This is a genomic window from Janthinobacterium sp. 64, assembly GCF_002813325.1.
In the GTDB taxonomy this organism is placed as follows: Bacteria; Pseudomonadota; Gammaproteobacteria; order Burkholderiales; family Burkholderiaceae_D; genus Janthinobacterium.
The window spans coordinates 3,247,492-3,271,870 of the sequence record NZ_PHUG01000001.1 but is presented as its reverse complement, the minus strand read 5'-3'; the positions used below and the strand labels follow the sequence as shown (position 1 = coordinate 3,271,870).

The following is a 24,379-nucleotide window of genomic DNA, read 5'->3' as shown; positions in this document are numbered from 1 at the left end:
ACACGATGAGTTATCTGGAACTGCACAAGCTGAACCTCGGCTACGCCAAGAACACGACGTCCGTGAAAGACCTGGACTTGCACGTCGAGCAGGGCGAGCTGATTTCCCTGCTGGGCCCCAGCGGCTGCGGCAAGACCACCACCATGCGCGCGATTGCCGGCCTGATGCCGCTGCAGTCGGGCCGCATCATTTTGGACGGCCGCGAAATCGGCAAGCTGGCGCCCAATAAACGCAATATCGGCATGGTCTTCCAGTCGTATGCGCTGTTCCCGCACCTGAATGTGTACGACAACATCGCATTCGGTTTGCGCCTGCGCAAGGTCGCGCCGGCCCTGCTGAAAACCAAGGTGGAAGCCGTGATCGCCGCCGTGGGCCTGACGGGGTTCGAGACGCGTTTGCCGGCGCAGATGTCCGGTGGCCAGCAGCAGCGCGTGGCGCTGGCGCGCGCCATTGTCGTCGAGCCGGCCCTGTTGCTGCTCGACGAGCCGCTGTCGAACCTGGACGCCAAGCTGCGCGTGCAGATGCGCGCCGAACTGCGCCGCATCCAGCGCGAACTGGGCATCACCATGCTGTACGTGACGCACGACCAGGAAGAAGCGCTGGCCCTGTCCGACCGCATCGTCGTCATGAACGGCGGGCGCATCGAGCAGCTGGCCGCGCCGGAAGCCGTCTTCAATACGCCGTCGACGCGCTTTGTCGCCAACTTCATGGGCTTTGAAAATCTGTTCGACTACCGCGACGGTGCGCTGCACCACGCGGGCGCCAGCCTGCCGTACACGTCCCCCGTCGCTGCCGGCACCACGGTGCTGGGCTGGCGCCCGGACAAGGTGCGCGTCTGCGCCGCCGACGACGTTGCAGGCCAATACCCCGGCACCGTGCTGGCACGGGGCTTCCTCGGCGACACCGTTGAATACCTGCTGCAAACCCCGCTGGGCCAGGTCAAGGGCATTTGCGCGGCCGGCGGCGCCGCCTGGCGCGAAGGCACGGCCGTCTCCTTCGTGCTGCCTGCCGACAGCGCCCTGTGGCTGGGTGCCTGACTTCGACTGGAAACCATCATGGACAAACCCTTGAAAAAGATCTGGCTCGATACCGACCCCGGCTTCGACGACTGGCTGACGATGCTGCTCTTGGGCAGCAATCCCGACATCGAGTGGCTGGGCGTGAGCGTGGTGGCGGGCAATGCGCCCGTCGCCATCACCTACGACAACGCCTTGCGCATCAAGGCCCATGACGGCTTGACGGTGCCGATCTACCGCGGCTGCGAAGAACCTCTGGCCGGCGTCATCGAAACGGCGCAGCGCATCCTCGGCGACAGCGGCATGCCGACGACGGGCGAGATCCTGCCGCCCGGCGCGGCTACGGACGCTGCCGGCCACGCCGTCGACGCGCTGATCGCCGCCGTGCGCAAGCATCCCGGCCAGATCACCATCATGGCGATTGCGCCGATGACCAATATCGCAACCGCGCTGGCTAAGGCGCCCGATATCGCGGAAAAAATCGTCGAAATCATTTTGATGGGCGGCTCGACCGACCAGGGCAACCACACGGCGGCGGCCGAATTCAATATCTATGCGGACCCGGAAGCGGCCGCCCAAGTCTTCCAGGCAGGCATCCCGCTGCGCATGTTCGGCCTGAACCTGTGCCGCCAGCTGCTGGTGACGAATGCGGAAGTGCGGCAGCTGCGCGCCATCGGCACGCCGCGCGCGCAGCGTCTGGCCGGCTACCTGGAAGCGTATGTGCGCATCCGCAGTGCCGACGGTTCCGTGCCCATGCCGATGTACGACCCGGTGGTGGCCCTGTACCTGGAAGCGCCGCAGCTGTTCCAGTTCCAGAGCGCCCACGTGGCCATCGAATTGACGGGCGAACTGACGCGCGGCATGACGGTGTGCGAATTCCGCGTGCCGCGCCGCGCACCCATCAACACGCAAGTGGCGATGCTGGCCGATGGCCCGGCTGCCATCGAGCGCCTGATGCGCCGCCTGGCAGCCATTCTCGTCTGACCCACTTCACTACGAAACGAGTTTCATGTCTAATTCCCCCCTGAGCATCGAACAGTTTTTACGCGCCATGCCGAAAGTGGAGCTGCATTGCCATTTGTTCGGCACGGTGCGGCAAGCGACTTTCCGCGCGCTGGCCGCGAAGACGGGCAATGTCGTCAGCCCCGAGGAAATCGATGCGTTCTATACGCGCGGCGACAAGCCCGTCGGCGTGCTGCGCGTGCTGCGCGCGCTCGACGCACACCTGATCGTCTCGCCGACTGACCTGTATTGCCTCACCTACGAATACCTGGAAGACGTGCATGGCCATGGCGTGCGCTATGCGGAGTTCTTCTGGAACCCGACAGGCACCGTGCGCGTGTCGGGCATCCGCTACGAATCGGCGCAAGACGCCATCGTGGCCGCCATCCGCGATGCGCAGCGCGATTTCGGCGTGATCGGCCGCCTGATCCCCAGCATCGACCGCGAAGCGGCCCCCGCCGAAGCCGTGCAGATGGTGGAATGGATGAAGGCGCACCGCGCGCCGGAAGTGATCGGCATCGGCATCGACTACCGCGAAAACGACCGCCCGCCGGAACTCTTCATCGAAGCCTACCGCGCCGCGCGCGAAGCCGGCTTCAAGTGCACGGCGCACGCGGGCGAATTCGGCATGCCGTGGATGAACGTGGCGACGGCCATTGACGAGTTGCAGGTGGACCGTGTCGACCATGGCTACACGATTGTTGACAACCCGGCCCTGGCGCAGCGCTGCGTGGAACGCGGCCTGGTGTTTACCGTGGTGCCGACCAATTCGTATTATTTGCGCACCCTGGCGCCCGAGCGCTGGGCCCTGGACCACCCGATCCGCGCCATGGCCAAGCTGGGTCTGAAACTGCATCCGAACACGGACGATCCGACCCTGCACCACGTGACGCCGACGGGCGCCTGGATGATGATGCGCGAGTTCGGTTTCGGCCTCGATGACATGCGCGGCTTCATGATCAATGGCCTCGACGCGGCCTGGATCGACGAGTCCACGCGGCGCGACTGGCGCGCGCAATTTTCGCGCGAGTTCGACGCGCTGCGCGCCCGCGTGGTCGACGAGTCTTAAGCCGACACGGGCGGCACGGCCAGCAGCGATGGAAACGCCCGCTGCGGGCAGCTTTGGCGCTCGCACACCTTGCAGCCCGTGCCGATCGGCGTGGCGCTGCTCGGGTCGTGCAAATCGAGTCCCTTCGAATAGATCAGCCGGTGCGCCTGCGAGATGTCGCAACCCAGCGCCACGGCAAAGGTTTTACCGGGAGCCCTGAAGCCCGGCGACGCCGTGCTGACCTGGCGCGCGATCCACAGATAGGTGCAGCCGTCCGGCATGCTGGCCACCTGCGTCAGTACCTGCCCCGGATGGCTGAAGGCGTCGTAGACGATCCACAGCGGGCAGGTGCCGCCCACTCTTGAAAAATGGAAGTCCGTCGCCGACTGGCGTTTTGATACATTGCCTGCGCGGTCGACGCGCACGAAGAAGAACGGCAATCCCGCCGCCTCGGGGCGCTGCATGGTGCTCAGGCGGTGGCAGACGGCTTCGAAACCCACGCCGAACTGGTGCGCCAGGCGCTCGATATCGTAGGCGCGCGTTTCCGCCGCCTGCAGGAAGCGCTGGTAGGGCATCAAGAGGGCGCCCGCGAAATAATTCGAAAACGCCAGGCGCGCGCCCGTTTGCGCGGCCGCGCCGGAGAGCCCCGCCGCCAGCACGAGAGCGTCGATCAAGTCGCTGTGTTCTAGCAGGCTGATTTGCGCCGCCATCTGGAAGGCGCGCTGGCCGCCCGTCAGGGTGTCGGGCAGCCACAATATCTGTTGCTGGGCGTCGTAGCGGTGCTTGCGCACCATGCCCGCGTCGCCATCGGACAAGCGCACTGCGATGCCGTGGCGCTCCAGCAAGCGGCCTTGCAGTGCGTCGAGCGCACGCAGCTGCGGATCGAACTCACCCGCCACCAGCTCCGCCGCCCGGTCCAGCTCATCGATGTAATTTTGCCGCCGGTTCAGGTATTCGCGCACTTCCTCGTCCGTGGACGGGGCCGCCGAGCTGGCGCCGCGGCTGCCGTCGTCGAGGCGCGCGGCCAGGGTATCGGCCCGCTCCGCCATCACCCGGTAGCGCCGCTGCAAGAGCAAGATCGAGCGCGCCAGTTCCGGCATGTTTTCCACCAGCATTTTCAATTCCGCCATCGAGGTGGGCGGCGCGTCGGGCAATTCGCCGAACACGTCGCGCACGTCGGCCACGAGGCTGGCGCTGTCGTGTTCGGAAAAGATTTGCGGATCGACCCCCAGCACCGTGCCGATGCGCAGCAAAATCGGCACCGTCAGCGGGCGCTGGTTGCGTTCCATCTGGTTCAGGTAGCTGGGCGAAATGCCCAGGGACTTGGCCAGCGCCACCTGCGTCATGCGCCGTTCCTCGCGCAGCCGCTGCAGGCGCACGCCCATGAAAACCTTAGCCATCGCGGTACCTCTTCCCCGGTTTGTGGAATCTGCAAATTTACAACATTTGCAGATTGACAGATTCAGCTTTGCATTATCTCGCATTTTCACGCCTTGTTCGCGGCGGCGATTGTGCGAATAATGCAAACAGACTGATACCCACACAAGGAGACACCGAGTGACCACGCAAACTGCAATTCCGACCGTTCCCCTCTTGATCAACGGCGAGTGGGTTGAATCCAACACCACCGTCTGGCGCGACGTCGTCAATCCGGCCACGCAGGAAGTCCTGGCCAAGGTACCGTTCGCCACGCCGGACGAAGTCAATGCGGCCATCGCCTCGGCCCAGCGCGCCTTCAAAACCTGGCGCAAGACGCCGATCGGCGCGCGCGCGCGCATTTTCCTGAAATTGCAGCAACTGATCCGCGAAAACATGGCCGACCTGGCCGCCACCCTGACGATGGAACAGGGCAAGACCCTGCTCGACGCGGAAGGCGATGTCTTCCGTGGCCTGGAAGTGGTCGAGCATGCGGCCAACATCGGCACGCTGCAAATGGGCGAATACGCGCAAAACGTGGCCGGCGGCGTCGATACCTACAGCGTGATGCAGCCGCTGGGCGTGTGCGCCGGCATTACGCCGTTCAATTTCCCCGCCATGATCCCCCTGTGGATGTTCCCGATGGCAATTGCCTGCGGCAATACGTTTGTCTTGAAACCATCGGAGCAAGACCCGCTCGTGACGGAAAAACTCGTGCGCCTGGCCTTGCAGGCGGGCATCCCGGCCGGCGTGCTGAACGTGATACACGGCGGCGAAGACGTGGTCAATGCCCTGTGCGACCACCCGGACATCAAGGCGATCTCGTTCGTGGGATCCAGCAAGGTGGGCACGCATGTGTACCAGCGCGCCAGCCTGAACGGCAAGCGCGCGCAATGCATGATGGGCGCCAAGAACCACGCCGTCGTGCTGCCGGACGCCAATAAAGAACAAACCCTGAACCAGTTGCTGGGTGCGGGCTTCGGCGCGGCAGGCCAGCGCTGCATGGCCGCCTCCGTCGCCGTGCTGGTGGGCGAAGCGCGCGACTGGCTGCCGGAATTGTCGGCCAAGGCGCAAACCCTGACCGTGGGCGCGGGCAAGGACAATCCTGACCTGGGCCCCGTGATTTCCTGCGCGGCGAAAGAGCGCGTGTTCAGCCTCGTCGCCAAGGGCATCGAACAGGGCGCCGTGCTGACCCTCGATGGCCGCGACGTGAAGGTCGATGGCTATCCGAACGGCAACTTCGTCGGGCCGACGATTCTGTCTGGCGTGAAACCGGGCATGGTCGTGTATGACCAGGAAATCTTTGGCCCCGTCTTGATCGTCGTCGAAGTCGATACGCTTGACGAAGCGATTGCCTTGGTCAACGCGAATCCGAACGGCAACGGCACGGCGCTGTTTACGCAAAGCGGCGCGGCCGCCCGCTACTTCCAGGAAGAAATCGACGTGGGCCAGGTCGGCATCAACGTGCCCATTCCCGTGCCCGTTCCCCTGTTCAGCTTTACGGGCTCGCGCGGCTCCAAGCTGGGCGATTTAGGTCCGTTCGGCAAGCAAGTCGTGCTGTTCTACACGCAGACGCAAACGATTACCCAGCGCTGGTTCACGGATGCGGCCTCGGTGGGCAAGGTCAACACCACCATCAGCCTGAAATAAGGAGCTGGCATGGACTTTGAACTGAGCGACGAGCAGCGCGAGTTCCAGCAGGCGGCGCGCGCGTTTGCCGAAGGGGAACTGGCGCCGCACGCGGCCCATTGGGACGCGGAATCGATTTTTCCGGTGGAAACGATCGCCAAGGCGGGCGAGATGGGCTTTTGCGGCCTGTACACGCCGCAGCGCTGGGGCGGCCTGGGCCTCTCGCGCCAGGATGCGGCCATCGTGTTTGAAGAGCTGGCCGGCGGCTGCACCTCGACCACGGCCTACATCACGATTCACAACATGGCCACCTGGATGCTGTCGCGCTGGGGCCAGGAAGCCCTGTGCGACGAGTGGGTGCCGGCCCTGGCCGCTGGCCAGAAGCTGGCCAGCTATTGCCTGACGGAACCGCAATCGGGTTCCGACGCGGCTTCCTTGCGCACCAAAGCCGTCAGGGATGGCGACTTTTACGTTCTCGACGGCACCAAGGCCTTCATTTCCGGCGCGGGCCAGACGGATATGCTGATCGTCATGGCGAGGACCGGCGGCGAAGGCGCGGCCGGCATTTCCGCGTTTGCCGTGCCGGCCAACTTGCCCGGCATCGTGTATGGCAAGAAAGAAGAAAAGATGGGCTGGAACAGCCAGCCCACGCGCATCATCAGCTTCGACCAGGTGAAAGTGCCGGCGGCCAACCTGCTGGGCGCGGAAGGCGAAGGCTTTGCCATTGCCATGAAGGGCATCGACGGCGGGCGCATCAATATCGCCGTGTGCTCGGTGGGCACGGCGCAGGCGGCCCTGACGCGGGCGCAAGCGTACATGAAGGAGCGCACGCAGTTCGGCCGCGAACTGGCGCAATTCCAGGCCTTGCAATTCAAGCTGGCCGACATGCTGACGGAACTGGTGGCGGCGCGCCAGATGGTGCGCCTGGCGGCCTGGAAACTGGACCAGGAAAGCCCGGACGCCACGGCGTATTGCGCCATGGCCAAACGTTTCGCCACGGATGTGGGTTTCAATGTGGCCAACGATGCGCTGCAATTGCACGGTGGCTACGGCTACATCCGCGAGTACCCGCTTGAGCGCCACGTGCGCGACACGCGCGTGCACCAAATCCTGGAAGGGACGAATGAAATCATGCGCCTGATCGTCGCGCGAGCGATTCTGAAAGACGGCGCCACGGAGACCTTACGATGAGCAAAGTGTATACAAATTTACTGCTGGAACGCCGTGGCCACACGGCCCTGGTGACCCTCGACAACCCGCCCGCCCACACGTGGACCCTGGCCAGCCTGAACGGGCTGACGCAGCTGGTGGCCGACCTGAATGCCGATCCGGACGTCTACGCGCTCGTGATCACGGGCGGCGGCGCCAAGTTCTTCTCGGCCGGCGCGGATCTGAAAGTGTTTGCTGACGGCAATAAAGACACGGCGTTTTCCATGGCCGCCGCGTTTGGAGAAGCGTTCGAAGCGCTGTCCGCGTTTCGCGGCGTCAGCATCGCCGCCATCAATGGCTATGCCATGGGCGGCGGGCTCGAATGCGCGCTCGCCTGCGACATCCGTATCGCCGAAGAACACGCGCAGATGGCCTTGCCGGAAGCATCGGTCGGCTTGCTGCCGTGCGCGGGCGGCACGCAGCATTTGCCGTGGCTGGTGGGCGAAGGCTGGGCCAAGCGCATGATTTTGTGCGGCGAGCGCGTCGACGCGGCCAAGGCGCTGGCCATCGGCCTCGTCGAGGAAGTCGTGCCAACTGGCAAGGCTGCCGCCACGGCGCTGGCCCTGGCCGCCAAGGTGGCGCGCCAAAGCCCCAGCAGCGTGACGGCGTGCAAGACCCTGATCCAGGGCGCGCGCAGCCATCCATTGGTCAATTCCCTGCCTGACGAACGCACCCTGTTCCTGGGCCTGTTCGATACGCAAGACCAGAAAGAGGGCGTGCAAGCGTTCCTGGAAAAACGTCCGGCGGAGTGGAAGAATGGCTGAAATCTTGGTTGAGACCGTCAAGATAGAAGAACGTGACTGTCCCGGCGGCATGAAGCTGGGCGTCATCACCCTCGACGCGCCGAAGTCTTTGCATGCATTGACGCTGGACATGATACGCGCCATCGATGGCGCGCTGGTGCGCTGGGCCGGTGACGCTGCCATCGCCTGCGTGGTGCTGCAATCGTCGACCGACAAGGCCTTTTGCGCGGGCGGCGACGTGCGCAGCCTGCGTTCGGCCGTGGTCGAGCAGCCCGGCGTCGTGCCGAATCCGCAGGCGTTGGCCTTCTTTGCCGAGGAATACCGGCTCGACCACCGCATCCATACGTATGCAAAACCGCTGCTGGTGTGGGGCGGCGGCATCGTCATGGGCGGCGGGCTGGGGCTGATGGCGGGCGCCAGCCACAAGGTGGTGACGGAAAGCACGCGCATCGCCATGCCGGAAATCACCATCGGCCTGTTTCCGGACGTGGGCGGCAGCTGGTTCCTGGGCCGCATGCCGGGACGCAGCGGCCTGTTCCTGGGCTTGACGGGCGCACCGATGAACGCGGCCGATGCCCTGTTCACGGGCCTCGGTGATTATTTCCTGCACCAGGAAGAGCGCGCCATGGTGCTTGACTCGCTGGCGCTGGCGCAATGGCAAGCCAGTCCGCTGGCGAATCACCAGCAGCTGGGCCGTTTGCTGCGCGGCTTTTCGGCGCCGGCATCCATGCTGCCTGTCTCGGAAGTGCGCGCCAACTTCGACGCCATCGCCGTGCTGACGCAAGCGCCTACCTTGCCCGAAGTGGTGGCCGCCATTGCCGCCTATGACGGCGACGTGGCCTGGCTGCAAAAGGCGGCCCACTCGCTGGACAAGGGCGCGCCCACTTCTGCCGCCCTGGTATGGGCCATGCGTGACCGCACGCGGCACATGAGTTTGGCGCAAGTGTTCCAGCTGGAACTCATCGTTGCCGTGCAATGTTGCGCCCACGCAGACTTCAGCGAAGGCGTGCGCGCCTTGCTGATCGACAAGGACAACGCGCCGCAATGGCAGCCGGCCAGCCTGGCCGAGGTCAGCGAGACGTATCTCAATGAATATTTCGCGGCGCCGTGGAGCACGCATCCGCTGGCCGATTTACCCATTTAAACATTTAAGTAGTGCATAAAAATGCTCAGGGCTAGGCGCCTTGCCGAAGGCAGTACGACTAGTACGACGAGGCAAGGCAACAACGCCATGGGCTTTTTTAGGCGCTACAGGAGACATACATGCAACATATCGCTTTCATCGGCCTTGGCAACATGGGCGCGCCGATGGCCCGCAACCTGGTGGCCGCCGGCTTTCACGTGTCCGTGTTCGACCTGGCGCCGGCGGCAGTGGCGTCGCTGGTCGAAGCAGGCGCCACGGCGGCCGCGTCTGCCAGCGCGGCCGTGCAGACGGCTGACGCCGTCATCACCATGCTGCCAGCCAACAAGCACGTGCAGGAGCTGTACCTGGCAGCTGGCGGCGTGCTCGATTCGGCCAAGCCCGGCGCCCTGTTCATCGATTGCAGCACCATCGCCGCTGATGTGGCGCGGCAAGTGGCGCAGGCAGCCAGCGAGCGCGGCTTTGCCATGCTCGATGCGCCCGTCTCGGGCGGCACGGCGGGCGCGGCGGCTGGCACCCTGACCTTCATCGTCGGTGGCAGCGTAGCGGCCTTGCAGCAGGCGCGTCCATTGCTGGAAAAGATGGGCAAGAACATCTTCCATGCGGGCGAGGCGGGCGCGGGCCAGGTGGCGAAGATTTGCAACAACATGCTGCTGGGGATCTTGATGGCGGGGACGGCCGAAGCGCTGAACCTGGGCGTGGCGCATGGCCTGGACCCGAAAGTGCTGTCCGACATCATGGCCAAGAGTTCGGGCCGCAACTGGACCCTGGAAGTGTACAACCCGTGGCCAGGCGTCATGGACGGCACGCCCGCGTCGCGCAATTACACGGGTGGCTTCGGCACGGCGCTGATGCTGAAAGACCTGGGCCTGGCGCAGCAGTCGGCCCTGTCGGCGAACGCGCCTACGCCACTGGGCGGCCTGGTGCGCCAGCTGTACCAGATGCATGCGCAAGCCGGCTATGCGCAGCAGGATTTCTCCAGCATCGTGCAGATGCTGCAGCCGGGCTTGAACAAACCCATTTGAGGAATTTTGGGCAAAAAAAAGCCCGCTGGTAAAAGCGGGCTAAATCCAATTCTTGGAAGAGTTGGAGGAGACAGATGCATTATGCTGCATCGCCACATATAACTCCAATTTATCTTTGGAATATCAATTATATATTTACGTGATATCTCTTTCAGGTAGCCGCATGGCGGCTACCGTTCCTGCAACTCAGACCGGATTACAGGCGATCTTCACCGACGTCACATTCGCTTCGCCCATGGTGCCAACGCCCGTGCCTGGCTGTACGACGCACAACAGGCCTTTCGGCTGGGTGGGGGAGACGGTGATGTTGTAGTTGCGGCCATCGGCAACAGGGCTAGCCATGGTAAAGGCCGTGGCATCCTTGGCCACCGTGGTTGTTTCATTGCCGTTAATCAGCACCAAGCCTTCTACCGTCAGGCCGGAAATCGTGCCGCCCACGCTGTACGCGTTTTGTGTACAAGAAACAGCGGCGCTGATGTTGATGTAATGGCCAGCCGAACCGGAGCCACCACTGATGCCGCAAGTCATATGGGCCGGTTGTTGCTTGACGGTGATGTTGTAGTCGCTGCCATAGTCGATGCGCTTTTTAAAGCTAAATGAGGTCTGGCCGGCTGCAATCGGGAGCTCTTCCCCGCCGCTGGCCAGGATCAGGCCGTTGTTGTTCAAGTTGCTGACGGTGCCGCTGACATCATACGAGGCCTTGCCGCCGCAAGCGGCCAGTCCCAGGGTCAGCAGCAGCGCGGCGAGTGGGCGCAAGCAGGATAACTTCATGTATTTCTCCAAAAAATAGGTGACGGATCGCAAGGATTACTGCGGCGTGCAGTCAAGTGTGGCCGCGGTCGTGGCGGCAGAACCCATCGTGCCGACCGTATCGCTGGCGTCGGCACTCTTTGAACCCTGGAAGCGGCACGTCAGGCCCGTTGGCTGAGTCAGTATGGAAATGCCGTATGTGGCACCGTCAGCTACCGAATCGAATTTGTAGAAGTCGGCACCAGCCAGTGGGCTGATGCCGTTGGGGGCCATCACCAGGCGCAAGCCGCCAGCGGTCAGGCCCGTAATCTTGCCGCTCAGCGCGTAGGTATTGGTCTGGCAGCTCACCACGGCCGTGCTCGCGGAATAGCTCGTTGCCTTGCCGCTGCCGTTGGTAATGATGCAAACGGCGCCTTTTGGCTGCTGCGCGATGGTGATGTCGTAGCGGTCATCGGTCTTGATCAGCTTGGTGAAAACAAAGGAGGCCTGGCCCGCAGGAACAGGCAAGCTTTCGCCATTATTCAGCAGAATCAGGCCATCTTTTGCCAGATTGGCCACTTGGCCACTCAGGTACAGGTTGCCGCCGCTGCCGCCGCAAGCTGCCAGTGTGACGGCGCAAGCCGCCGCCAGCATCGAGCGCAGGTACAAATTTTTCATACATTCTCCAAAACGAATCAGGTTGGGTAGCGCAACGCGGACGCTGGCGCCGCATTGGAATGGCGCCTATTTTAGTCTATCTGGCAAGCCGAATGATCTTGCCTTGTATCACCCTGTAACAATTTTTCGCCGGGAAGCGCTGGCCCGGCCCCATTTCACGCAGGCGCAGCCATGCCGGCAGCGGCGATCAGTGCGACAATACATGCAGCCTGCGCATCGTGGCGCGGCACCCACTGTGAATCCCATGTCCCTTGCCCCTGTCAAACCCGCCGTGCCGCCCAAGGCCATCCTGTTCGATCTCGACGATACCTTGTGGCCCATCGCGCCCGTGATTGCCGCCGCCGAAACCCTGCTGCACGACTGGCTGGCCACGCATGCGCCCAGGGTGGCGCAGCAGTTTTCCATCGAGGTGCTGCGCCAGCACCGCCTGGCCATGCTCAATGCGCAACCGCATTTCCATGGCAATTTGATCGAGTTGCGCCGCGCCGGCCTGCTGTCGGCCTTCGAGGCTGCCGGCGAGGATCCCGCCCTGGTCGAGCAGGCCATCGTGCACTTCCTGGCCGCGCGCAACCGCGTCCAGCCATATGACGACGTCTTGCCTGGCCTGGCCTGGATGCGCCAGCGCATGCTGCTCGGCTCCATCTCGAATGGCAATGCAGACCTTGACATTATCGGCCTGGCGCAGCATTTCAAGGTATCGATCGCCGCCAGCGATTTCGGCGTGGCCAAACCCGACGCCAGCATCTTCCTGGCCGCTTGCGCCGCGCTGGACGTGGCGCCGCATGAAGCCGTGTATGTCGGCGATGATCTGTATTTCGATGTGACGGGAGCGCAGGGAGCGGGCATGCGTGCCGTGTGGATGAACCGCAAGGGCAGCGATGCCCACCTGGCCGCCGGCGTGCAGCCCGACGCCATCTGCGCCAACTTTGATGAATTGCTGTTGTGGTTGCAGGAGCAACTGGAAGATTGATCGCCGCCGGACGGGCGAACGTGCATAATAGGCGCTGTTGCTGCACGTTCGGCCGCTTTCATTGCCGCTTGCCTAAAAAATACTTGCTAAAAACACTTGCTTTAATAAGACACCATGCAACTCGATACACGTGCCCAAACACTGCTGAAAGCCCTGGTCGAGCGATATATCGCCGACGGCCTGCCGGTCGGTTCGCGCGCCCTGTCGAAAATTTCCGGCCTCGACCTGTCGCCGGCCACGATCCGCAACATCATGGCCGATCTGGAAGAACTCGGTTATGTGTCCAGTCCGCACACCTCGGCCGGACGCATCCCCACGCCGCGCGGCTACCGCATTTTTGTCGACACCTTGCTGACGGTCCGGCATCTGGACGAGCACCTGGTGGAGTCGCGCATGCGCCTGCAGACGCCGCAGCCGCAAAAAACCATCGCCAATGCGGCGCAGATGCTCTCGTCGCTATCGCAGTTTGCCGGCGTCGTGCTCAGCCCGCGCCGCGAATCCGTGTTCCAGCAAATCGAATTCCTGCGCCTGTCCGAAAAGCGCATCCTGCTCGTCATCGTTGCCCCCGGCGGCGACGTGCAGAACCGTTTATTGCTGACGGAGGCCGACTATACGCCGGCGCAACTGGTGCAATCGGCCAACTACATCAACCAGAATTATGGCGGCCTGTCGTTCGACGCCGTGCGCGTGCGCCTGCAGGGCGAACTGCGCCAGTTGCGCGACGACATGGGCAGCCTGATGCAGGCTGCCGTGGAAGCGGGCAGCGAAGCGATGGCCGACCATAGCGACGACATGGTGATTTCCGGCGAGCGCAACTTGCTCAGCGTGAGCGATCTGTCCTCGAACATGCATTCGCTGCGCCAGATGTTCGACATGTTCGAGCAAAAAACGGGCTTGATGCAGCTGCTCGACGTGTCGAGCAAGGCGACGGGCGTGCAGATTTTCATCGGCGGCGAATCGAACCTGGTGCCGATGGATGAGATGAGCGTGGTGACGGCGCCGTATGAGGTCAACGGCAAGATTGTGGGAACGCTGGGAGTGATCGGACCGACGCGCATGGCTTACGAGCGCGTCATCCCGATCGTCGATATCACGGCCAAGTTGCTGTCAAGCGCACTCAGCCATCATTGATCTTACTGCCTGACGCACCAGCCGCCCCGTGGGAGCGGCAAGCGTGGGTCAGGCGGTTTTATGCGGGCAAGCCGTCTTGATGCAGTTGCCGTAGATGGCCAGCGCGTGTTCGGCGATCTTGAAGCCGCGCTCTTCGGCCACTTTTTGCTGGCGGATTTCGATTTCTTCGTCGAAGAATTCTTCGACCCGGCCACAGTCGAGGCACACCAGGTGGTCGTGGTGCGAACCTTCGTTGAGTTCGAAAATTGCCTTGCCGGTTTCAAAATGGTTGCGGTTCAGCAAGCCTGCTTGTTCAAACTGCGTCAGGACACGGTAGACAGTTGCCAAACCGACATCCATATTGTCGGCGAGCAGAATTTTATACACGTCTTCCGCTGTCAGGTGGCGTACCGGGCTACTCTGGAAGATATCGAGTATCTTCAGGCGTGGCAAGGTGGCTTTCAGGCCGCTTGCCTTGAGATCACTAGGATTGTTACTCATGTTTGTTGCTCGTATGTGGGTCAGGTGCTTTATCATATAGCGTTTTGTCGGGGAGTGCCAAAATATGCATTTTTTGGCAGGCCGGTCACTCCTGGCGTTTTGTTCATCCAATTGAGGTCATTTATGCGCGTAACACCGGCTGTATTGCCATCTCTCTGGCACCGTATTTCATTTCGAGCACCAGTCGTGGCAGGCATGGTCTGTGTCGCGCTGGCCATGTCCGGCTGCGCCAGCCGTGGCATCCTTGGCGAAAAGCCGGCAGCTGCTCAAAAAGAAGGCAAGGAAGTGGTCCCTGAGCAGGGCGCACAAACGACGACCATTACGCCGTTGCAAAAATTCATGTGGTTTTTCTCGCCGTATCGTCCTGACATTCAACAAGGCAACTTTGTCTCCGAAGAAATGCTGGCCCAGTTGAAAGTGGGCATGACGCGCGACCAGGTGCGTTTCGTCCTCGGCACCTCGCTGCTGACCGATATCTTCCATGCCGACCGCTGGGATTATCCCTTCCGCCTGGCACGGGGCAGTGGCGAAACCACCAGCAGCCGCGTAGTCGTGTACTTCGGCAAGGATGGCAAAGTTGAACGTTTCGAAGGCGGCAACTTGCCGACCGAGAAAGAATACATCGACCGTATCGCCGGTCCGTCGCGGTTCTCCAAGGTCGCCAAGGCCGACGTGCCTGCCGCTGCCGTGCCGTCGCCCGTGGCACCGAGCGCCGTGCCCGTGCCAGCCGATGCCGCGCCAGCCATTCCTGTGAGCAAGCCTGACGTTGCACCTGCACCTGCAACGGCGCCTGCCGCCGAACCCACCAAATAAGTTGCTGTAAGAGAATAAAATGACTGAACTGAAAATCGCCATCGCTGGCGCCAGTGGCCGCATGGGCCATATCCTGATCGAAGCCGTCAGCAACGCGCCTGACGCTGTTCTCGCTGGCGCGCTGGACCGCGCTGGTTCGCCATCCGTCGGCCAGGATGCGGCCGCCTTTCTCGGTAAACCTGCCGGCGTGCTGATCGAGTCAAGCCTCGCTACCGGCCTGGCCGGCGCCGATTACCTGATCGACTTCACGCGTCCCGAAGGCACTTTGCAGCACCTGGCGTATTGCGCCGAGCACGGCATCAAGATGATCATCGGCACCACCGGTTTCGATGACGCTGGCAAGGCCGCCATTGCCGCCGCCGCCGAAAAGACGGCCATCATGTTCGCGCCGAACATGAGCGTGGGCGTGAACGTCACCATGAAACTGCTGGAACTGGCCGCGAAAAGCCTGTCCGAAGGCTACGACATCGAGATCATCGAAGCCCATCACCGCCACAAGGTCGATGCGCCGTCGGGCACGGCCCTGCAAATGGGTGAAGTGGTGGCCGGCGCCCTGGGCCGCGACTTGAAGGAATGCGCCGTGTACGGCCGCGAAGGCGTGACGGGCGAACGCGATCCGTCGACCATCGGCTTTGCCACCATCCGCGGCGGCGATATCGTGGGCGACCATACGGTGCTGTTTGCCGGCATCGGCGAGCGCATCGAGATCAGCCACAAATCGAGCAGCCGCGTCACCTACGCCCACGGCGCCCTGCGCGCCGCGCGTTTCCTGGCCGACAAGCCGACCGGCCTGTTCGACATGCAGGATGTGCTGTCGCTGAAGAACTGAGGAAGATCATGGCCACTGCCATCCTGAATGGAAAAGACATCACTGACGCAGCGAGCTTCCACGCGCAATGCGTGCCAGCCTTCGGTTTCCCTGAGTTCTACGGCAACAGCATGGATGCCTGGGTCGATTGCCTCAGTTATCTGCGCGACGACGAAAACATGACGCAGTTCCGTTTGAAACCAAACGAAGTGCTCGAGATCGTTGTGCAGGATGCGGAAGCGATGAAGGCGCAAGTGCCTGATTTACTGGAAGAAATCACGTTCTGTATCGCCGGCATCAATGAACGCTATGAAGATTATGGCGAAAAGCCGGCGTTGAAGCTGGTACTCAAGTAAATAGAATCGTAGGTCGGATTAGCGGTAGCGCCGCGTAATCCGACACATTGTTGGCTGTGCAAGTCGGATTACGCGCAAGCGCTAATCCGACCTACCCAACATTTACACCACCTTGCGCTCGCGCAAGCCGTCAATCTCCGCACTGTCCAACCCCAGCCATTGCTGCAGCACTTCCTGCGTATGCTGGCCCAGCAGCGGCGGCGGCAGCCGGTACTGCACTGGCGAGCTTGAGAGGCGCACGGGATTGGCCACCAGCGCCACCGTCCCCGCCGTCGGATGCGGCATCTCCACTTTCAAGCCACGCGCCACCACTTGCGGGTCGGCAAAGACCTGGTCGATGCGGTTGACGGGGCCGCACGGCACGGCTTGCGCCTCGAAGGCGCTGATCCACTCGGCCGTCGTGCGCATGACCGTGGCCTGGCGCATCAGGGGGATCAGGATTGCCCGGTTTGCCACGCGCTGCGGATTGGTCATGAAACGTTCATCCTGCGCCCATTCCGGGTGGCCGGCGACGGCGCAAAAGCGGGAAAACTGCCCGTCATTGCCGATCGCCAGAATCATGTCGCCATCGGCCGTAGGAAAATCCTGATACGGCACGATGTTCGGGTGCGCATTGCCCATGCGCTGCGGCACCTTGCCGCCGCACAGGTAATTGGCCGCCTGGTTGCCCAGCGCCGCCACTTGCACGTCGAGCAAGGCCAGGTCGATATGCTGGCCCAGGCCCGAGCGCGCGCGTTCGGCCAGCGCCGCCTGCACGGCGATGGTGGCGTACAGGCCCGTCAGGATGTCCGTCTGCGCCACGCCCACTTTTTGCGGCCCGGCGCCGGGCTGGCCATCGGGCACGCCCGTGATGCTCATCAAGCCGCCCATGCCCTGGATCAAAAAGTCATAGCCGGCGCGCGCCGCGTACGGCCCATCCTGGCCGAAGCCCGTGATCGAGCAGTACACGAGGCGCGGGTTGAGTGCCAGCAAACTGGCCGCGTCTAAACCATATTGCTTCAAGCCATCGAGCTTGAAATTTTCCAGCAGCACGTCCGCTTCGGCGGCCAGCTTGCGCACCAGCGCCTGGCCTTCAGGGGCGGCCAGGTCGATGCACAAGGAGCGCTTGTTGCGGTTGGCGCACTGGAAATAGGCCGCCTCGGCAGTATCGCGGCCGTCCTCGTCTTTCAGGTACGGCGGACCCCAGGAGCGCGTGTCGTCGCCGCGGCCCGGCTGTTCAACCTTGACCACGTCGGCACCCAGGTCGGCCAGCATTTGCCCGGCCCACGGGCCGGCCAGCACGCGCGACAGGTCGAGCACGCGCAAGCCGGTCAAAGGCGCGGGCCGCAGGGTGGAAGCCAAGGCGTCCATCAGTTGCTGAAGGCGGCGATGCCGGTGATGGCGCGGCCGATGATCAGCGCGTGCACATCGTGCGTGCCTTCATAGGTGTTGACCACTTCCAGGTTGACCAGGTGGCGGATGACGCCGAACTCGTCGGAAATGCCGTTGCCGCCCATCATGTCGCGCGCCATGCGGGCGATGTCGAGCGCCTTGCCGCAGCTGTTGCGTTTCATGATGGACGTGATTTCCACGGCGGGCGAACCTTCATCCTTCATGCGGCCCAGGCGCAAGCAGCCTTGCAAGCCCATGGTGATTTCCGTCAGCATGTCGGCCAGTTTCTTTTGCACCAGCTGGTTCGCGGCCAATGGACGGCCGAATTGCTGGCGGTCCATCGTGTACTGGCGTGCCTTCAGATAGCAATCTTCCGCCGCGCCTAGCGCGCCCCAGGCGATGCCGTAGCGGGCGCTGTTCAGGCAGGTAAATGGACCTTTCAGGCCGCGCACATCGGGGAAAGCGTTTTCTTCCGGGCAAAAAACTTCATCCATGACGATTTCACCGGTGATGCTGGTGCGCAAGCCGACCTTGCCGTGGATTTCCGGCGCCGACAGGCCTTTCCAGCCTTTTTCCAGCACGAAGCCGCGGATCGCGCCTTCATCGTCCTTGGCCCAGACGACGAACACATCGGCGATCGGGCTGTTGGTGATCCACATCTTCGCGCCCGACAAGCTGTAGCCGCCCGGCACCTTGCGGGCGCGCGTGACCATGCTGCCAGGGTCGGAGCCATGGTTCGGTTCCGTCAGGCCGAAGCAGCCGATGAATTCGCCCGTCGCCAGTTTCGGCAGGTATTTCTGTTTCGTTTCTTCGTTGCCGAAGGCGTTAATTGGCACCATCACCAAGGACGATTGCACGCTCATCATCGAGCGGTAGCCCGAATCGACGCGCTCGACTTCGCGCGCGGCCAGGCCGTAGCAGACGTAGTTCAGGCCGGCGCCGCCGTATTCTTCGGGTATGGTCGTACCCAGCAAGCCCAGTTCTCCCATTTCGCGGAAGATGGCCGCGTCCGTGCGGCCATGGCGGAACGATTCGAGGACCCTGGGCACCAGGCTGCCCTGGCAATAGTCGCGCGCCGCTTCCAGCACGGCGCGTTCGTCGCCCGTCAGTTGATCTTCCAGCAGCAGGGGGGAATTCCAGTCGAATACGGTTTTGCTCATCACAGGCCTCGCAGGTGAGCGCCGGTGATCGGCGCAAGATTGAATATGGCTCATGGTAGATTTTTGCCTGGCCTTGCGCAAACGATTTTTTCGCACCCAGACATGCGCGCTGCGCATATCTTGCGGCATACTAAGGGTCTTTCACCGGCCCGATACTCCCATGTCACGCAAAATCCCCATGCTGCAGGCGCTCAACTGTTTCGAGGCGGCCGCGCGCCACCAGAGCTACACGCATGCGGCGCGCGAACTGTCGCTGACGCAAAGCGCCGTCTCGCGGCAGATATCATCTCTGGAAAACTTTCTTGGCGTGCAACTGTTCCAGCGCACGCGCCATGGCGTGCTGCTGACCAGCGCCGGCGCCGCGTATGCGCGCCAGATCGCAGCCCGCCTCGATGGCCTCGAGCGCGACACGCTCGACACCATGGCGCGCCAGGGCGGCGGCGGGGCATTGCAGCTCGCGTCCGTGCCCACATTTGCCACGCGCTGGCTGATGCCGCGCCTGGGCTCGCTGGCAGCGCGGCACCCGGACATCGTCGTGCATATCGATGCGTATACAAAACCGTTCATGTTTGCCGATACGGAATACGACGGCGCCCTGTACGCGGGCACGCCCGAGCAGCTGGCGCGCTGGCCCGGCACGCGCGCCACCTTGCTCATGCATGAAGAAATCGTACCCGTCGCCAGCCCGCGCCTGCTGGCGGCGCGCAGCGACTGGCAGCCGCACGATGTATTGGAACTGACCTTGCTGCAGCAAAGTACGCGCCCCGGCGCCTGGCGCCAGTGGTTTGACGCCATGCAGGTCGATGGGGAGGAGGCACGCTACGGCGCCCGCTATGAACTGTTTTCCATGCTGGCCATGGCGGCCGTGCAGGGGCAAGGCGTGGTCTTGCTGCCGCGTATGCTGGTCGAAGCGGAACTGGCGCGTGGCGAATTGCGTATCGTTTGCGAGCGCCCACTGCGCGGCCAGCGCGCGTATTACCTGATCACGCCCGAAACGGCGCATGAAAAAACGGCCTTGCAGCAGTTCCGCGTCTGGCTGCAAGGTGAAGCCGCTTAGACGACTTTGCCGGTGTCGAAATGGGGATTGTCGATCAGGCCGATCTGGTTGCCGAACGGGTCGAGCAATTCCACCGTGCGGATGCCGTCGCCCACGTCCGTGATCGGATGGTGCAGGCTGCCGCCCAGCGCCACGATGCGCTCGACTTCCTGCTCGATGCCGTCCACGCCCCAGTACGTCACGCTGCCTTGCGTGCCTGGCTCGCCGCCCGGCAGCAGCCCAAGTTCGAAGCCGCCGATATTAAAACCGACATAGAACGGCTGGTCGAAATACGGCGCCGTGTTAAATACCTGGCTGTACCAGGCCTTGCCCTGGTCCAGGTCGGGGACGGGATAGGTGACGGTGCGTAAGCCCTTGATCATGTTCTGCTCCTGGTGAATGAAGAATCACGTCATCATGCCACCGGCGCGCGGCGCGTGATTGGAAAAATGGAAGGTATTCAAGTGCGCCGGCCCGCCAGCCACGCCTCGGGCGAGCTGCGGGCGAAGTCCTGGAAGTCGTGGATCAGGTGCGACTGGTCGAAATAGCCATATTGCAAGGCGACTTGCGCCCAGTCCTGCTGTCCCGCCAGGCGTTGCATGCCGGCGCTGGCGGCGCGAAAGCGGCAGATGCGGGCAAACAGCTTCGGGCTGATGCCGACGTGCTGGCGAAATTGCTGCGCCAGGTGCTGGCGCGACACGCCCAGCTGCGTGGCCAGTCCCTCCACGCGCACCTGGCCGCAAGCGCGTTCGATGGCCGCGATGGCGTGGTCGGCCGCACCGGCCTGGCGCCGTGGCGGCGCGGTGCGCAGGCGCAGCAGCAGACAATCTTGCAAAACAGAAACTTTTTGCGCATTGCTCAAGGGTTCGCTCCATAGCGCGTCGCCGAGGCGTGCCGCCAAGTCGCGGCCCCACAGCTGTTGCAAGCCCGTGCGGCCATCGCTCAGTTCGCACAGGGGCAGCTGGAAGAAGCGCGCCGCCGCGCCCGGCTTGAAGCGGGCTGCCACCGTCTGCACGAGGCCGTGGCTGACGACGGCAATCGGCGCCGTCATCATGCCGACGGCAAAGCTGGCGTCCTGCTGGTCCTGGCACAGGATGTCGATGCAATTGTCGGGCAAAACCTGGTGCGTGACGGGCGTGGCGCCCGTCTGCACGCGGCAGGTCCAGACGCAATCGAGCCAGGGCCGCAGGGCGGGGATGGGCGGATATTCTTGGTAGACGATCATGGCCGGCGTTGGGGCAAAAAACAAGATTGTGCATATATTACACAGCAGAATTGCGCGCCGGCCAAAAAATGCCGGCCCGGGCCGCCAGCGCGCCGCGCTATCGGGCGGCGACAACCAGTATAATGCTCGGTTCATATCCACTATTGGCCGGGCCACGCTGGTCGCACATCATCATGCAAGATAAATATAGTCCCGCCGACGTCGAACAAGCCGCCCAATCGCACTGGAAGGCGATCGACGCCTATAAAGCCGTCGAACACGACCCACGTTTCCCTAAAGGCAAGTATTTTGCCTGCTCGATGCTGCCTTACCCTTCGGGCAAGCTGCACATGGGTCACGTACGCAACTATACGATCAATGATGTGATGTACCGCTACCTGCGCATGAACGGCTACAACGTGCTCATGCCGATGGGCTGGGATGCGTTCGGCATGCCGGCGGAAAACGCGGCCATGGCCAACAATGTGCCGCCCGCGCAATGGACGTATTCGAACATCGCCCACATGAAGCAGCAGATGGAATCGATGGGCCTGGCCATCGACTGGTCGCGCGAAATGACGGCCTGCAAGCCTGAATACTACAAATGGAACCAGTGGATGTTCCTCAAGATGCTGGAAAAAGGCATCATCTACAAGAAGACCGGTACCGTGAACTGGGACCCGATCGACCAGACCGTGCTGGCCAACGAACAAGTCGTCGATGGCCGCGGCTGGCGTTCGGGCGCGCTGATCGAGAAGCGCGAAATCCCCATGTACTACGCGCGCATCACCGACTACGCGGAAGAATTGCTGGCGTATGTCGATGACAAGCTGCCGGGCTGGCCCGAGCGCGTGCGCACCATGCAGACCAACTGGATCGGCAAGTCGACGGGCGTGCGCTTCGCGTTCCCGCACACCATCGCGGATGCCGAAGGCGCCCTGATCGGCGACGGCAAGCTGTATGTGTTTACCACGCGTCCTGACACGGTGATGGGCGTGACCTTCTGCGCCGTGGCCGCCGAGCACCCGCTGGCCCTCCACGCCGCGCAAAGCAATCCTGCGCTGGCCGCCTTCAACGCCGAATGCAAGCTCGGTTCCGTGATCGAAGCGGACATGGCAACGATGGAGAAGAAGGGCATGCCGACCGGCCTGTTCGTCACCCATCCGTTGACGGGCGCGCAAGTGGAAGTGTGGGTCGGCAACTACGTCCTGATCACCTACGGCGATGGCGCCGTGATGGGCGTGCCAGCGCACGACGAACGCGATTTCGGTTTTGCCAAGAAATACAATCTGCCGATCAAGCAAGTGATCGAAGTCAAGGGCCAGGAATTTTCGACGGACGCCTGGCAGGAATCGTATGGCAGCAAGGACGGCGTCTGCGTCGCCTCCGGCAAATACGACGGCCTGCATTTCGCGTCCGCCGTCGATGCGGTGGCCGCCGACCTGGCGGAACTTGGCCTGGGCGAAAAGAAAACCACGTTCCGCCTGCGCGACTGGGGCATTTCGCGCCAGCGCTACTGGGGCACGCCTATCCCGATGATCCATTGCCTTGACTGCGGCGTGGTGCCGGTGCCGGAAAAAGACTTGCCGGTGGTGCTGCCGGAAGACTGCGTGCCGGACGGCACGGGCAATCCGCTGAACAAATATGAAGCCTTTTTGCAGTGCGACTGCCCGCAATGCGGCAAGCCGGCGCGCCGCGAGACGGACACCATGGATACCTTCGTCGATTCGTCGTGGTATTACATGCGCTATACCTCGCCAGGCTCGAACGACGCCATGGTCGACGCGCGCAACGATTACTGGATGCCGATGGACCAGTACATCGGCGGCATCGAACACGCCGTCATGCACTTGCTGTACGCGCGCTTCTGGACCAAGATCATGCGCGATTTCGGCCTGGTCAAGTTCGACGAGCCATTCGTCAACCTGCTGACGCAGGGCATGGTGCTGAACGAAACATATTATCGCAAGGACGCGGTGGGCAAGACCACCTGGTTCAACCCGGACGACGTGCGCCTGTCGCTCGATGACAAGGGCCGTCCGCAAAGCGCCGTCCTGGTGGCCGACGGCCAGCCGGTGGAAATCGGCGGCACGGAAAAAATGTCGAAGTCGAAGAACAACGGCATCGACCCGCAAGCGCAGATCGAACAATATGGCGCCGACACGGCCCGCCTGTTTACCATGTTCGCCTCGCCGCCGGAACAGACGCTGGAATGGTCAGGCAGCGGCGTCGAAGGCGCGAACCGCTTCCTGCGCCGCGTGTGGAACTTCGGCTACGCCCAGTCGGCAACGATCCAGGCTGCGCTGGCTGGCGGCGCCGCTCCTGCCACGGGCGACGCGCAGAAAAACCTGCGCCGTGAATTGCACAAGCTGCTGCAGCAAGCCGATTACGACTTGAAGCGCATCCAGTACAACACCGTCGTGTCCGCCTGCATGAAGATGCTCAACACGCTGGAATCGGCCAAGCTGGACGACAGCGCGCAGTCGAAGGCGCTGATCGCCGAAGGCTTCTCCATCTTCCTGCGTTTGCTCAATCCTGTCGCGCCGCACATCACCCACGTGCTGTGGCAGGAACTCGGTTACGCTGGCGTACACGGCGACCTGCTCAACGTCGCCTGGCCGCAAGTCGACCCGGCCGCATTGGAACAGTCCGAGATCGAGATGATGATCCAGGTGAACGGCAAGCTGCGCGGCTCGATCACGGTGGCCAAGGATGCGGACAAGGCCAGCATCGAAGCGGCTGCGCTGGCGTGCGAAAGTGTGCAGAAGTATGTCGAGACCACGCCGAAGAAGATCATCGTCGTGCCAGGCAAGTTAATCAGCATCGTGGTGTAATCATGACGACTTCCTCTCACGTATCGCTGTTGGGCCGCCGTGCCGTGCTGGCGTTGGGCCTGACTGTTTTGCTGTCGGCCTGCGGCTTTCATTTGCGCGGTTCGAACGGCAGTTTCATGCTGCCGTTCGCGACGATGTACATCGGCTTGCCCGACACGTCGCCGCTGGCGATCGGCCTGAAGCGCTATATCCGCGCCATCGGCAGCACGGAGGTGGTGAGCACCAAGGATGGCGCCGACGCCGTCCTTGAAGTGCTCAACGACCCTGAGAGGAATCGTACCAAGACCATTTTGTCGCTGAACAAAAATGGCCGCGTACAAGAGTATCAACTTGGCTATTCGATCAATTTCCGCGTGCTGGACAAGGCCGGCAACCAGTTGCTGGCACCGACCACCATCATCCTGGTGCGTCCGATTACCTTCGACGAGTCGCAGGTGCTGGCCAAGGAAACGGAAGAAGCGGCGCTGTACCGCGACATGCGCAACGACCTGGTGCAGCAGATCATGCGCCGCCTGGCCGCCATCAAGCCGGTGCTGCCGGCCATGTCGGTCGCGCCGGCAGCCCCGCAGCAGTAACGGGG

At 62.8% G+C, this 24,379-nt stretch carries 24 protein-coding genes; 16 read left to right on the top strand and 8 right to left on the bottom strand.

The window, feature by feature from the left end:
* Nucleotides 1-5 precede the first annotated feature (5 nt).
* Genes CLU91_RS14430 through CLU91_RS14420 form a run of 3 tightly spaced genes read left to right on the top strand, consistent with a single transcriptional unit; the run spans nucleotide 6 to nucleotide 3,087 of the window.
* Nucleotides 6-1,037, top strand: coding sequence for an ABC transporter ATP-binding protein (locus CLU91_RS14430; protein ID WP_100874720.1), 1,032 nt, complete (start codon nucleotides 6-8; stop codon nucleotides 1,035-1,037).
* Nucleotides 1,038-1,055: 18 nt separating this feature from the next.
* Nucleotides 1,056-2,000, top strand: a complete 945-nt coding sequence (locus tag CLU91_RS14425; protein WP_232730752.1) for a nucleoside hydrolase — start codon at nucleotides 1,056-1,058, stop codon at nucleotides 1,998-2,000.
* Between the two features lie 25 nt (nucleotides 2,001-2,025).
* On the top strand, nucleotides 2,026-3,087 hold the full coding sequence (locus CLU91_RS14420; protein WP_100874719.1) for an adenosine deaminase family protein: 1,062 nt from the start codon (nucleotides 2,026-2,028) through the stop codon (nucleotides 3,085-3,087).
* On the opposite strand, the gene CLU91_RS14415 is transcribed toward CLU91_RS14420, so the two are convergent.
* Nucleotides 3,084-4,466 (bottom strand): short-chain fatty acyl-CoA regulator family protein, encoded by a 1,383-nt coding sequence (locus CLU91_RS14415; protein WP_100874718.1) that lies wholly within the window; start codon nucleotides 4,464-4,466, stop codon nucleotides 3,084-3,086. The genes CLU91_RS14420 and CLU91_RS14415 overlap by 4 nt on opposite strands.
* A 157-nt stretch (nucleotides 4,467-4,623) precedes the next feature.
* On the opposite strand from CLU91_RS14415, the gene CLU91_RS14410 reads away from it, so the two are divergent.
* The 5 genes from CLU91_RS14410 to mmsB all read left to right on the top strand — a co-directional run bounded on the left by CLU91_RS14410 (nucleotide 4,624) and on the right by mmsB (nucleotide 10,229).
* Entirely contained in the window at nucleotides 4,624-6,132 is a 1,509-nt protein-coding gene (locus CLU91_RS14410) for a CoA-acylating methylmalonate-semialdehyde dehydrogenase (RefSeq protein ID WP_100874717.1), read from the top strand.
* 9 nt (nucleotides 6,133-6,141) lie between these two features.
* On the top strand, nucleotides 6,142-7,302 hold the full coding sequence (locus tag CLU91_RS14405; protein WP_100874716.1) for an acyl-CoA dehydrogenase family protein: 1,161 nt from the start codon (nucleotides 6,142-6,144) through the stop codon (nucleotides 7,300-7,302).
* Nucleotides 7,299-8,084: an enoyl-CoA hydratase gene (locus tag CLU91_RS14400; protein ID WP_100874715.1), complete on the top strand. Its 786-nt coding sequence runs from the start codon at nucleotides 7,299-7,301 to the stop codon at nucleotides 8,082-8,084. The genes CLU91_RS14405 and CLU91_RS14400 overlap by 4 nt, the downstream gene beginning before the upstream one ends.
* Nucleotides 8,077-9,207: an enoyl-CoA hydratase/isomerase family protein gene (locus CLU91_RS14395; RefSeq protein WP_100874714.1), complete on the top strand. Its 1,131-nt coding sequence runs from the start codon at nucleotides 8,077-8,079 to the stop codon at nucleotides 9,205-9,207. The genes CLU91_RS14400 and CLU91_RS14395 overlap by 8 nt, the downstream gene beginning before the upstream one ends.
* Before the next feature lie 119 nt (nucleotides 9,208-9,326).
* Nucleotides 9,327-10,229, top strand: a complete 903-nt coding sequence (gene mmsB, locus CLU91_RS14390) for a 3-hydroxyisobutyrate dehydrogenase (protein ID WP_100874713.1) — start codon at nucleotides 9,327-9,329, stop codon at nucleotides 10,227-10,229.
* A 186-nt stretch (nucleotides 10,230-10,415) separates the two neighbouring features.
* Here the strand turns inward: mmsB and CLU91_RS14385 are convergent, their stop codons facing one another.
* Both CLU91_RS14385 and CLU91_RS14380 read right to left on the bottom strand, forming a co-directional pair.
* Nucleotides 10,416-11,000 carry a hypothetical protein gene (locus CLU91_RS14385; RefSeq protein WP_100874712.1) on the bottom strand — a complete coding sequence of 195 codons (585 nt, stop codon included), beginning with the start codon at nucleotides 10,998-11,000 and terminating at the stop codon, nucleotides 10,416-10,418.
* Between the two features lie 36 nt (nucleotides 11,001-11,036).
* Nucleotides 11,037-11,636, bottom strand: coding sequence for a hypothetical protein (locus tag CLU91_RS14380; RefSeq protein WP_100874711.1), 600 nt, complete (start codon nucleotides 11,634-11,636; stop codon nucleotides 11,037-11,039).
* 244 nt (nucleotides 11,637-11,880) lie between these two features.
* Between CLU91_RS14380 and CLU91_RS14375 the strand changes: the two genes are divergently transcribed.
* Together CLU91_RS14375 and hrcA are read left to right on the top strand one after the other, a co-directional pair.
* Entirely contained in the window at nucleotides 11,881-12,606 is a 726-nt protein-coding gene (locus CLU91_RS14375) for an HAD family hydrolase (RefSeq protein WP_198521336.1), read from the top strand.
* Nucleotides 12,607-12,720: 114 nt separating this feature from the next.
* Complete coding sequence (gene hrcA / locus CLU91_RS14370) at nucleotides 12,721-13,737, top strand: heat-inducible transcriptional repressor HrcA (RefSeq protein ID WP_034745713.1); 1,017 nt, start codon at nucleotides 12,721-12,723, stop codon at nucleotides 13,735-13,737.
* Between the two features lie 48 nt (nucleotides 13,738-13,785).
* Here hrcA and fur read toward each other — a convergent pair whose 3' ends face one another.
* On the bottom strand, nucleotides 13,786-14,217 hold the full coding sequence (fur, locus tag CLU91_RS14365) for a ferric iron uptake transcriptional regulator (protein ID WP_099761922.1): 432 nt from the start codon (nucleotides 14,215-14,217) through the stop codon (nucleotides 13,786-13,788).
* 195 nt (nucleotides 14,218-14,412) lie between these two features.
* Here fur and CLU91_RS14360 point away from each other — a divergent pair, with 195 nt between their 5' ends.
* Genes CLU91_RS14360 through CLU91_RS14350 form a run of 3 tightly spaced genes read left to right on the top strand, consistent with a single transcriptional unit; the run spans nucleotide 14,413 to nucleotide 16,194 of the window.
* A complete protein-coding gene (locus CLU91_RS14360) occupies nucleotides 14,413-15,030 on the top strand; it encodes an outer membrane protein assembly factor BamE (RefSeq protein ID WP_100874710.1) in 618 nt (205 codons plus the stop codon).
* A 19-nt stretch (nucleotides 15,031-15,049) separates the two neighbouring features.
* A complete protein-coding gene (dapB, locus tag CLU91_RS14355) occupies nucleotides 15,050-15,859 on the top strand; it encodes a 4-hydroxy-tetrahydrodipicolinate reductase (protein ID WP_035822687.1) in 810 nt (269 codons plus the stop codon).
* An 8-nt stretch (nucleotides 15,860-15,867) separates the two neighbouring features.
* Nucleotides 15,868-16,194, top strand: a complete 327-nt coding sequence (locus CLU91_RS14350; protein ID WP_100874709.1) for a barstar family protein — start codon at nucleotides 15,868-15,870, stop codon at nucleotides 16,192-16,194.
* Nucleotides 16,195-16,296: 102 nt separating this feature from the next.
* Here CLU91_RS14350 and CLU91_RS14345 read toward each other — a convergent pair whose 3' ends face one another.
* On the bottom strand, nucleotides 16,297-17,544 hold the full coding sequence (locus CLU91_RS14345; protein ID WP_100874708.1) for a CaiB/BaiF CoA transferase family protein: 1,248 nt from the start codon (nucleotides 17,542-17,544) through the stop codon (nucleotides 16,297-16,299).
* Entirely contained in the window at nucleotides 17,544-18,725 is a 1,182-nt protein-coding gene (locus tag CLU91_RS14340) for an acyl-CoA dehydrogenase (protein WP_100874707.1), read from the bottom strand. Before CLU91_RS14340 ends, CLU91_RS14345 begins: the two co-directional genes overlap by 1 nt.
* A 160-nt stretch (nucleotides 18,726-18,885) precedes the next feature.
* Between CLU91_RS14340 and CLU91_RS14335 the strand changes: the two genes are divergently transcribed.
* On the top strand, nucleotides 18,886-19,782 hold the full coding sequence (locus CLU91_RS14335; RefSeq protein ID WP_198521335.1) for a LysR substrate-binding domain-containing protein: 897 nt from the start codon (nucleotides 18,886-18,888) through the stop codon (nucleotides 19,780-19,782).
* Here CLU91_RS14335 and CLU91_RS14330 read toward each other — a convergent pair.
* Together CLU91_RS14330 and CLU91_RS14325 are read right to left on the bottom strand one after the other, a co-directional pair.
* Entirely contained in the window at nucleotides 19,779-20,144 is a 366-nt protein-coding gene (locus tag CLU91_RS14330) for a VOC family protein (RefSeq protein WP_100874705.1), read from the bottom strand. The two genes, CLU91_RS14335 and CLU91_RS14330, sit on opposite strands and share 4 nt — an antisense overlap.
* Before the next feature lie 77 nt (nucleotides 20,145-20,221).
* Nucleotides 20,222-21,010: a helix-turn-helix domain-containing protein gene (locus CLU91_RS14325; RefSeq protein WP_232730751.1), complete on the bottom strand. Its 789-nt coding sequence runs from the start codon at nucleotides 21,008-21,010 to the stop codon at nucleotides 20,222-20,224.
* A 149-nt stretch (nucleotides 21,011-21,159) separates the two neighbouring features.
* Between CLU91_RS14325 and leuS the strand changes: the two genes are divergently transcribed.
* Both leuS and CLU91_RS14315 read left to right on the top strand, forming a co-directional pair.
* Nucleotides 21,160-23,799 (top strand): leucine--tRNA ligase, encoded by a 2,640-nt coding sequence (gene leuS, locus CLU91_RS14320; RefSeq protein ID WP_100876740.1) that lies wholly within the window; start codon nucleotides 21,160-21,162, stop codon nucleotides 23,797-23,799.
* Between the two features lie 2 nt (nucleotides 23,800-23,801).
* Nucleotides 23,802-24,374 (top strand): LPS-assembly lipoprotein LptE, encoded by a 573-nt coding sequence (locus tag CLU91_RS14315; RefSeq protein WP_100874704.1) that lies wholly within the window; start codon nucleotides 23,802-23,804, stop codon nucleotides 24,372-24,374.
* The last annotated feature ends 5 nt before the right edge of the window (nucleotides 24,375-24,379 follow it).

What these genes read in the sequence shown, in the direction of transcription:
- CLU91_RS14400 (WP_100874715.1), top strand. Translation starts at nt 7,299, where the DNA reads ATGAGCAAAGTGTATACAAATTTACTGCTGGAACGCCGTGGCCACACG.
- CLU91_RS14420 (WP_100874719.1), top strand. Translation starts at nt 2,026, where the DNA reads ATGTCTAATTCCCCCCTGAGCATCGAACAGTTTTTACGCGCCATGCCG.
- dapB (WP_035822687.1), top strand. Translation starts at nt 15,050, where the DNA reads ATGACTGAACTGAAAATCGCCATCGCTGGCGCCAGTGGCCGCATGGGC.
- CLU91_RS14350 (WP_100874709.1), top strand. Translation starts at nt 15,868, where the DNA reads ATGGCCACTGCCATCCTGAATGGAAAAGACATCACTGACGCAGCGAGC.
- CLU91_RS14330 (WP_100874705.1), bottom strand. Translation starts at nt 20,144, where the DNA reads ATGATCAAGGGCTTACGCACCGTCACCTATCCCGTCCCCGACCTGGAC.
- CLU91_RS14395 (WP_100874714.1), top strand. Translation starts at nt 8,077, where the DNA reads ATGGCTGAAATCTTGGTTGAGACCGTCAAGATAGAAGAACGTGACTGT.
- CLU91_RS14405 (WP_100874716.1), top strand. Translation starts at nt 6,142, where the DNA reads ATGGACTTTGAACTGAGCGACGAGCAGCGCGAGTTCCAGCAGGCGGCG.
- CLU91_RS14430 (WP_100874720.1), top strand. Translation starts at nt 6, where the DNA reads ATGAGTTATCTGGAACTGCACAAGCTGAACCTCGGCTACGCCAAGAAC.
- CLU91_RS14340 (WP_100874707.1), bottom strand. Translation starts at nt 18,725, where the DNA reads ATGAGCAAAACCGTATTCGACTGGAATTCCCCCCTGCTGCTGGAAGAT.
- CLU91_RS14385 (WP_100874712.1), bottom strand. Translation starts at nt 11,000, where the DNA reads ATGAAGTTATCCTGCTTGCGCCCACTCGCCGCGCTGCTGCTGACCCTG.
- leuS (WP_100876740.1), top strand. Translation starts at nt 21,160, where the DNA reads ATGCAAGATAAATATAGTCCCGCCGACGTCGAACAAGCCGCCCAATCG.
- CLU91_RS14335 (WP_198521335.1), top strand. Translation starts at nt 18,886, where the DNA reads ATGTCACGCAAAATCCCCATGCTGCAGGCGCTCAACTGTTTCGAGGCG.
- CLU91_RS14360 (WP_100874710.1), top strand. Translation starts at nt 14,413, where the DNA reads ATGGTCTGTGTCGCGCTGGCCATGTCCGGCTGCGCCAGCCGTGGCATC.
- mmsB (WP_100874713.1), top strand. Translation starts at nt 9,327, where the DNA reads ATGCAACATATCGCTTTCATCGGCCTTGGCAACATGGGCGCGCCGATG.
- CLU91_RS14380 (WP_100874711.1), bottom strand. Translation starts at nt 11,636, where the DNA reads ATGAAAAATTTGTACCTGCGCTCGATGCTGGCGGCGGCTTGCGCCGTC.
- CLU91_RS14345 (WP_100874708.1), bottom strand. Translation starts at nt 17,544, where the DNA reads ATGGACGCCTTGGCTTCCACCCTGCGGCCCGCGCCTTTGACCGGCTTG.
- hrcA (WP_034745713.1), top strand. Translation starts at nt 12,721, where the DNA reads ATGCAACTCGATACACGTGCCCAAACACTGCTGAAAGCCCTGGTCGAG.
- CLU91_RS14375 (WP_198521336.1), top strand. Translation starts at nt 11,881, where the DNA reads ATGTCCCTTGCCCCTGTCAAACCCGCCGTGCCGCCCAAGGCCATCCTG.
- CLU91_RS14415 (WP_100874718.1), bottom strand. Translation starts at nt 4,466, where the DNA reads ATGGCTAAGGTTTTCATGGGCGTGCGCCTGCAGCGGCTGCGCGAGGAA.
- fur (WP_099761922.1), bottom strand. Translation starts at nt 14,217, where the DNA reads ATGAGTAACAATCCTAGTGATCTCAAGGCAAGCGGCCTGAAAGCCACC.
- CLU91_RS14315 (WP_100874704.1), top strand. Translation starts at nt 23,802, where the DNA reads ATGACGACTTCCTCTCACGTATCGCTGTTGGGCCGCCGTGCCGTGCTG.
- CLU91_RS14425 (WP_232730752.1), top strand. Translation starts at nt 1,056, where the DNA reads ATGGACAAACCCTTGAAAAAGATCTGGCTCGATACCGACCCCGGCTTC.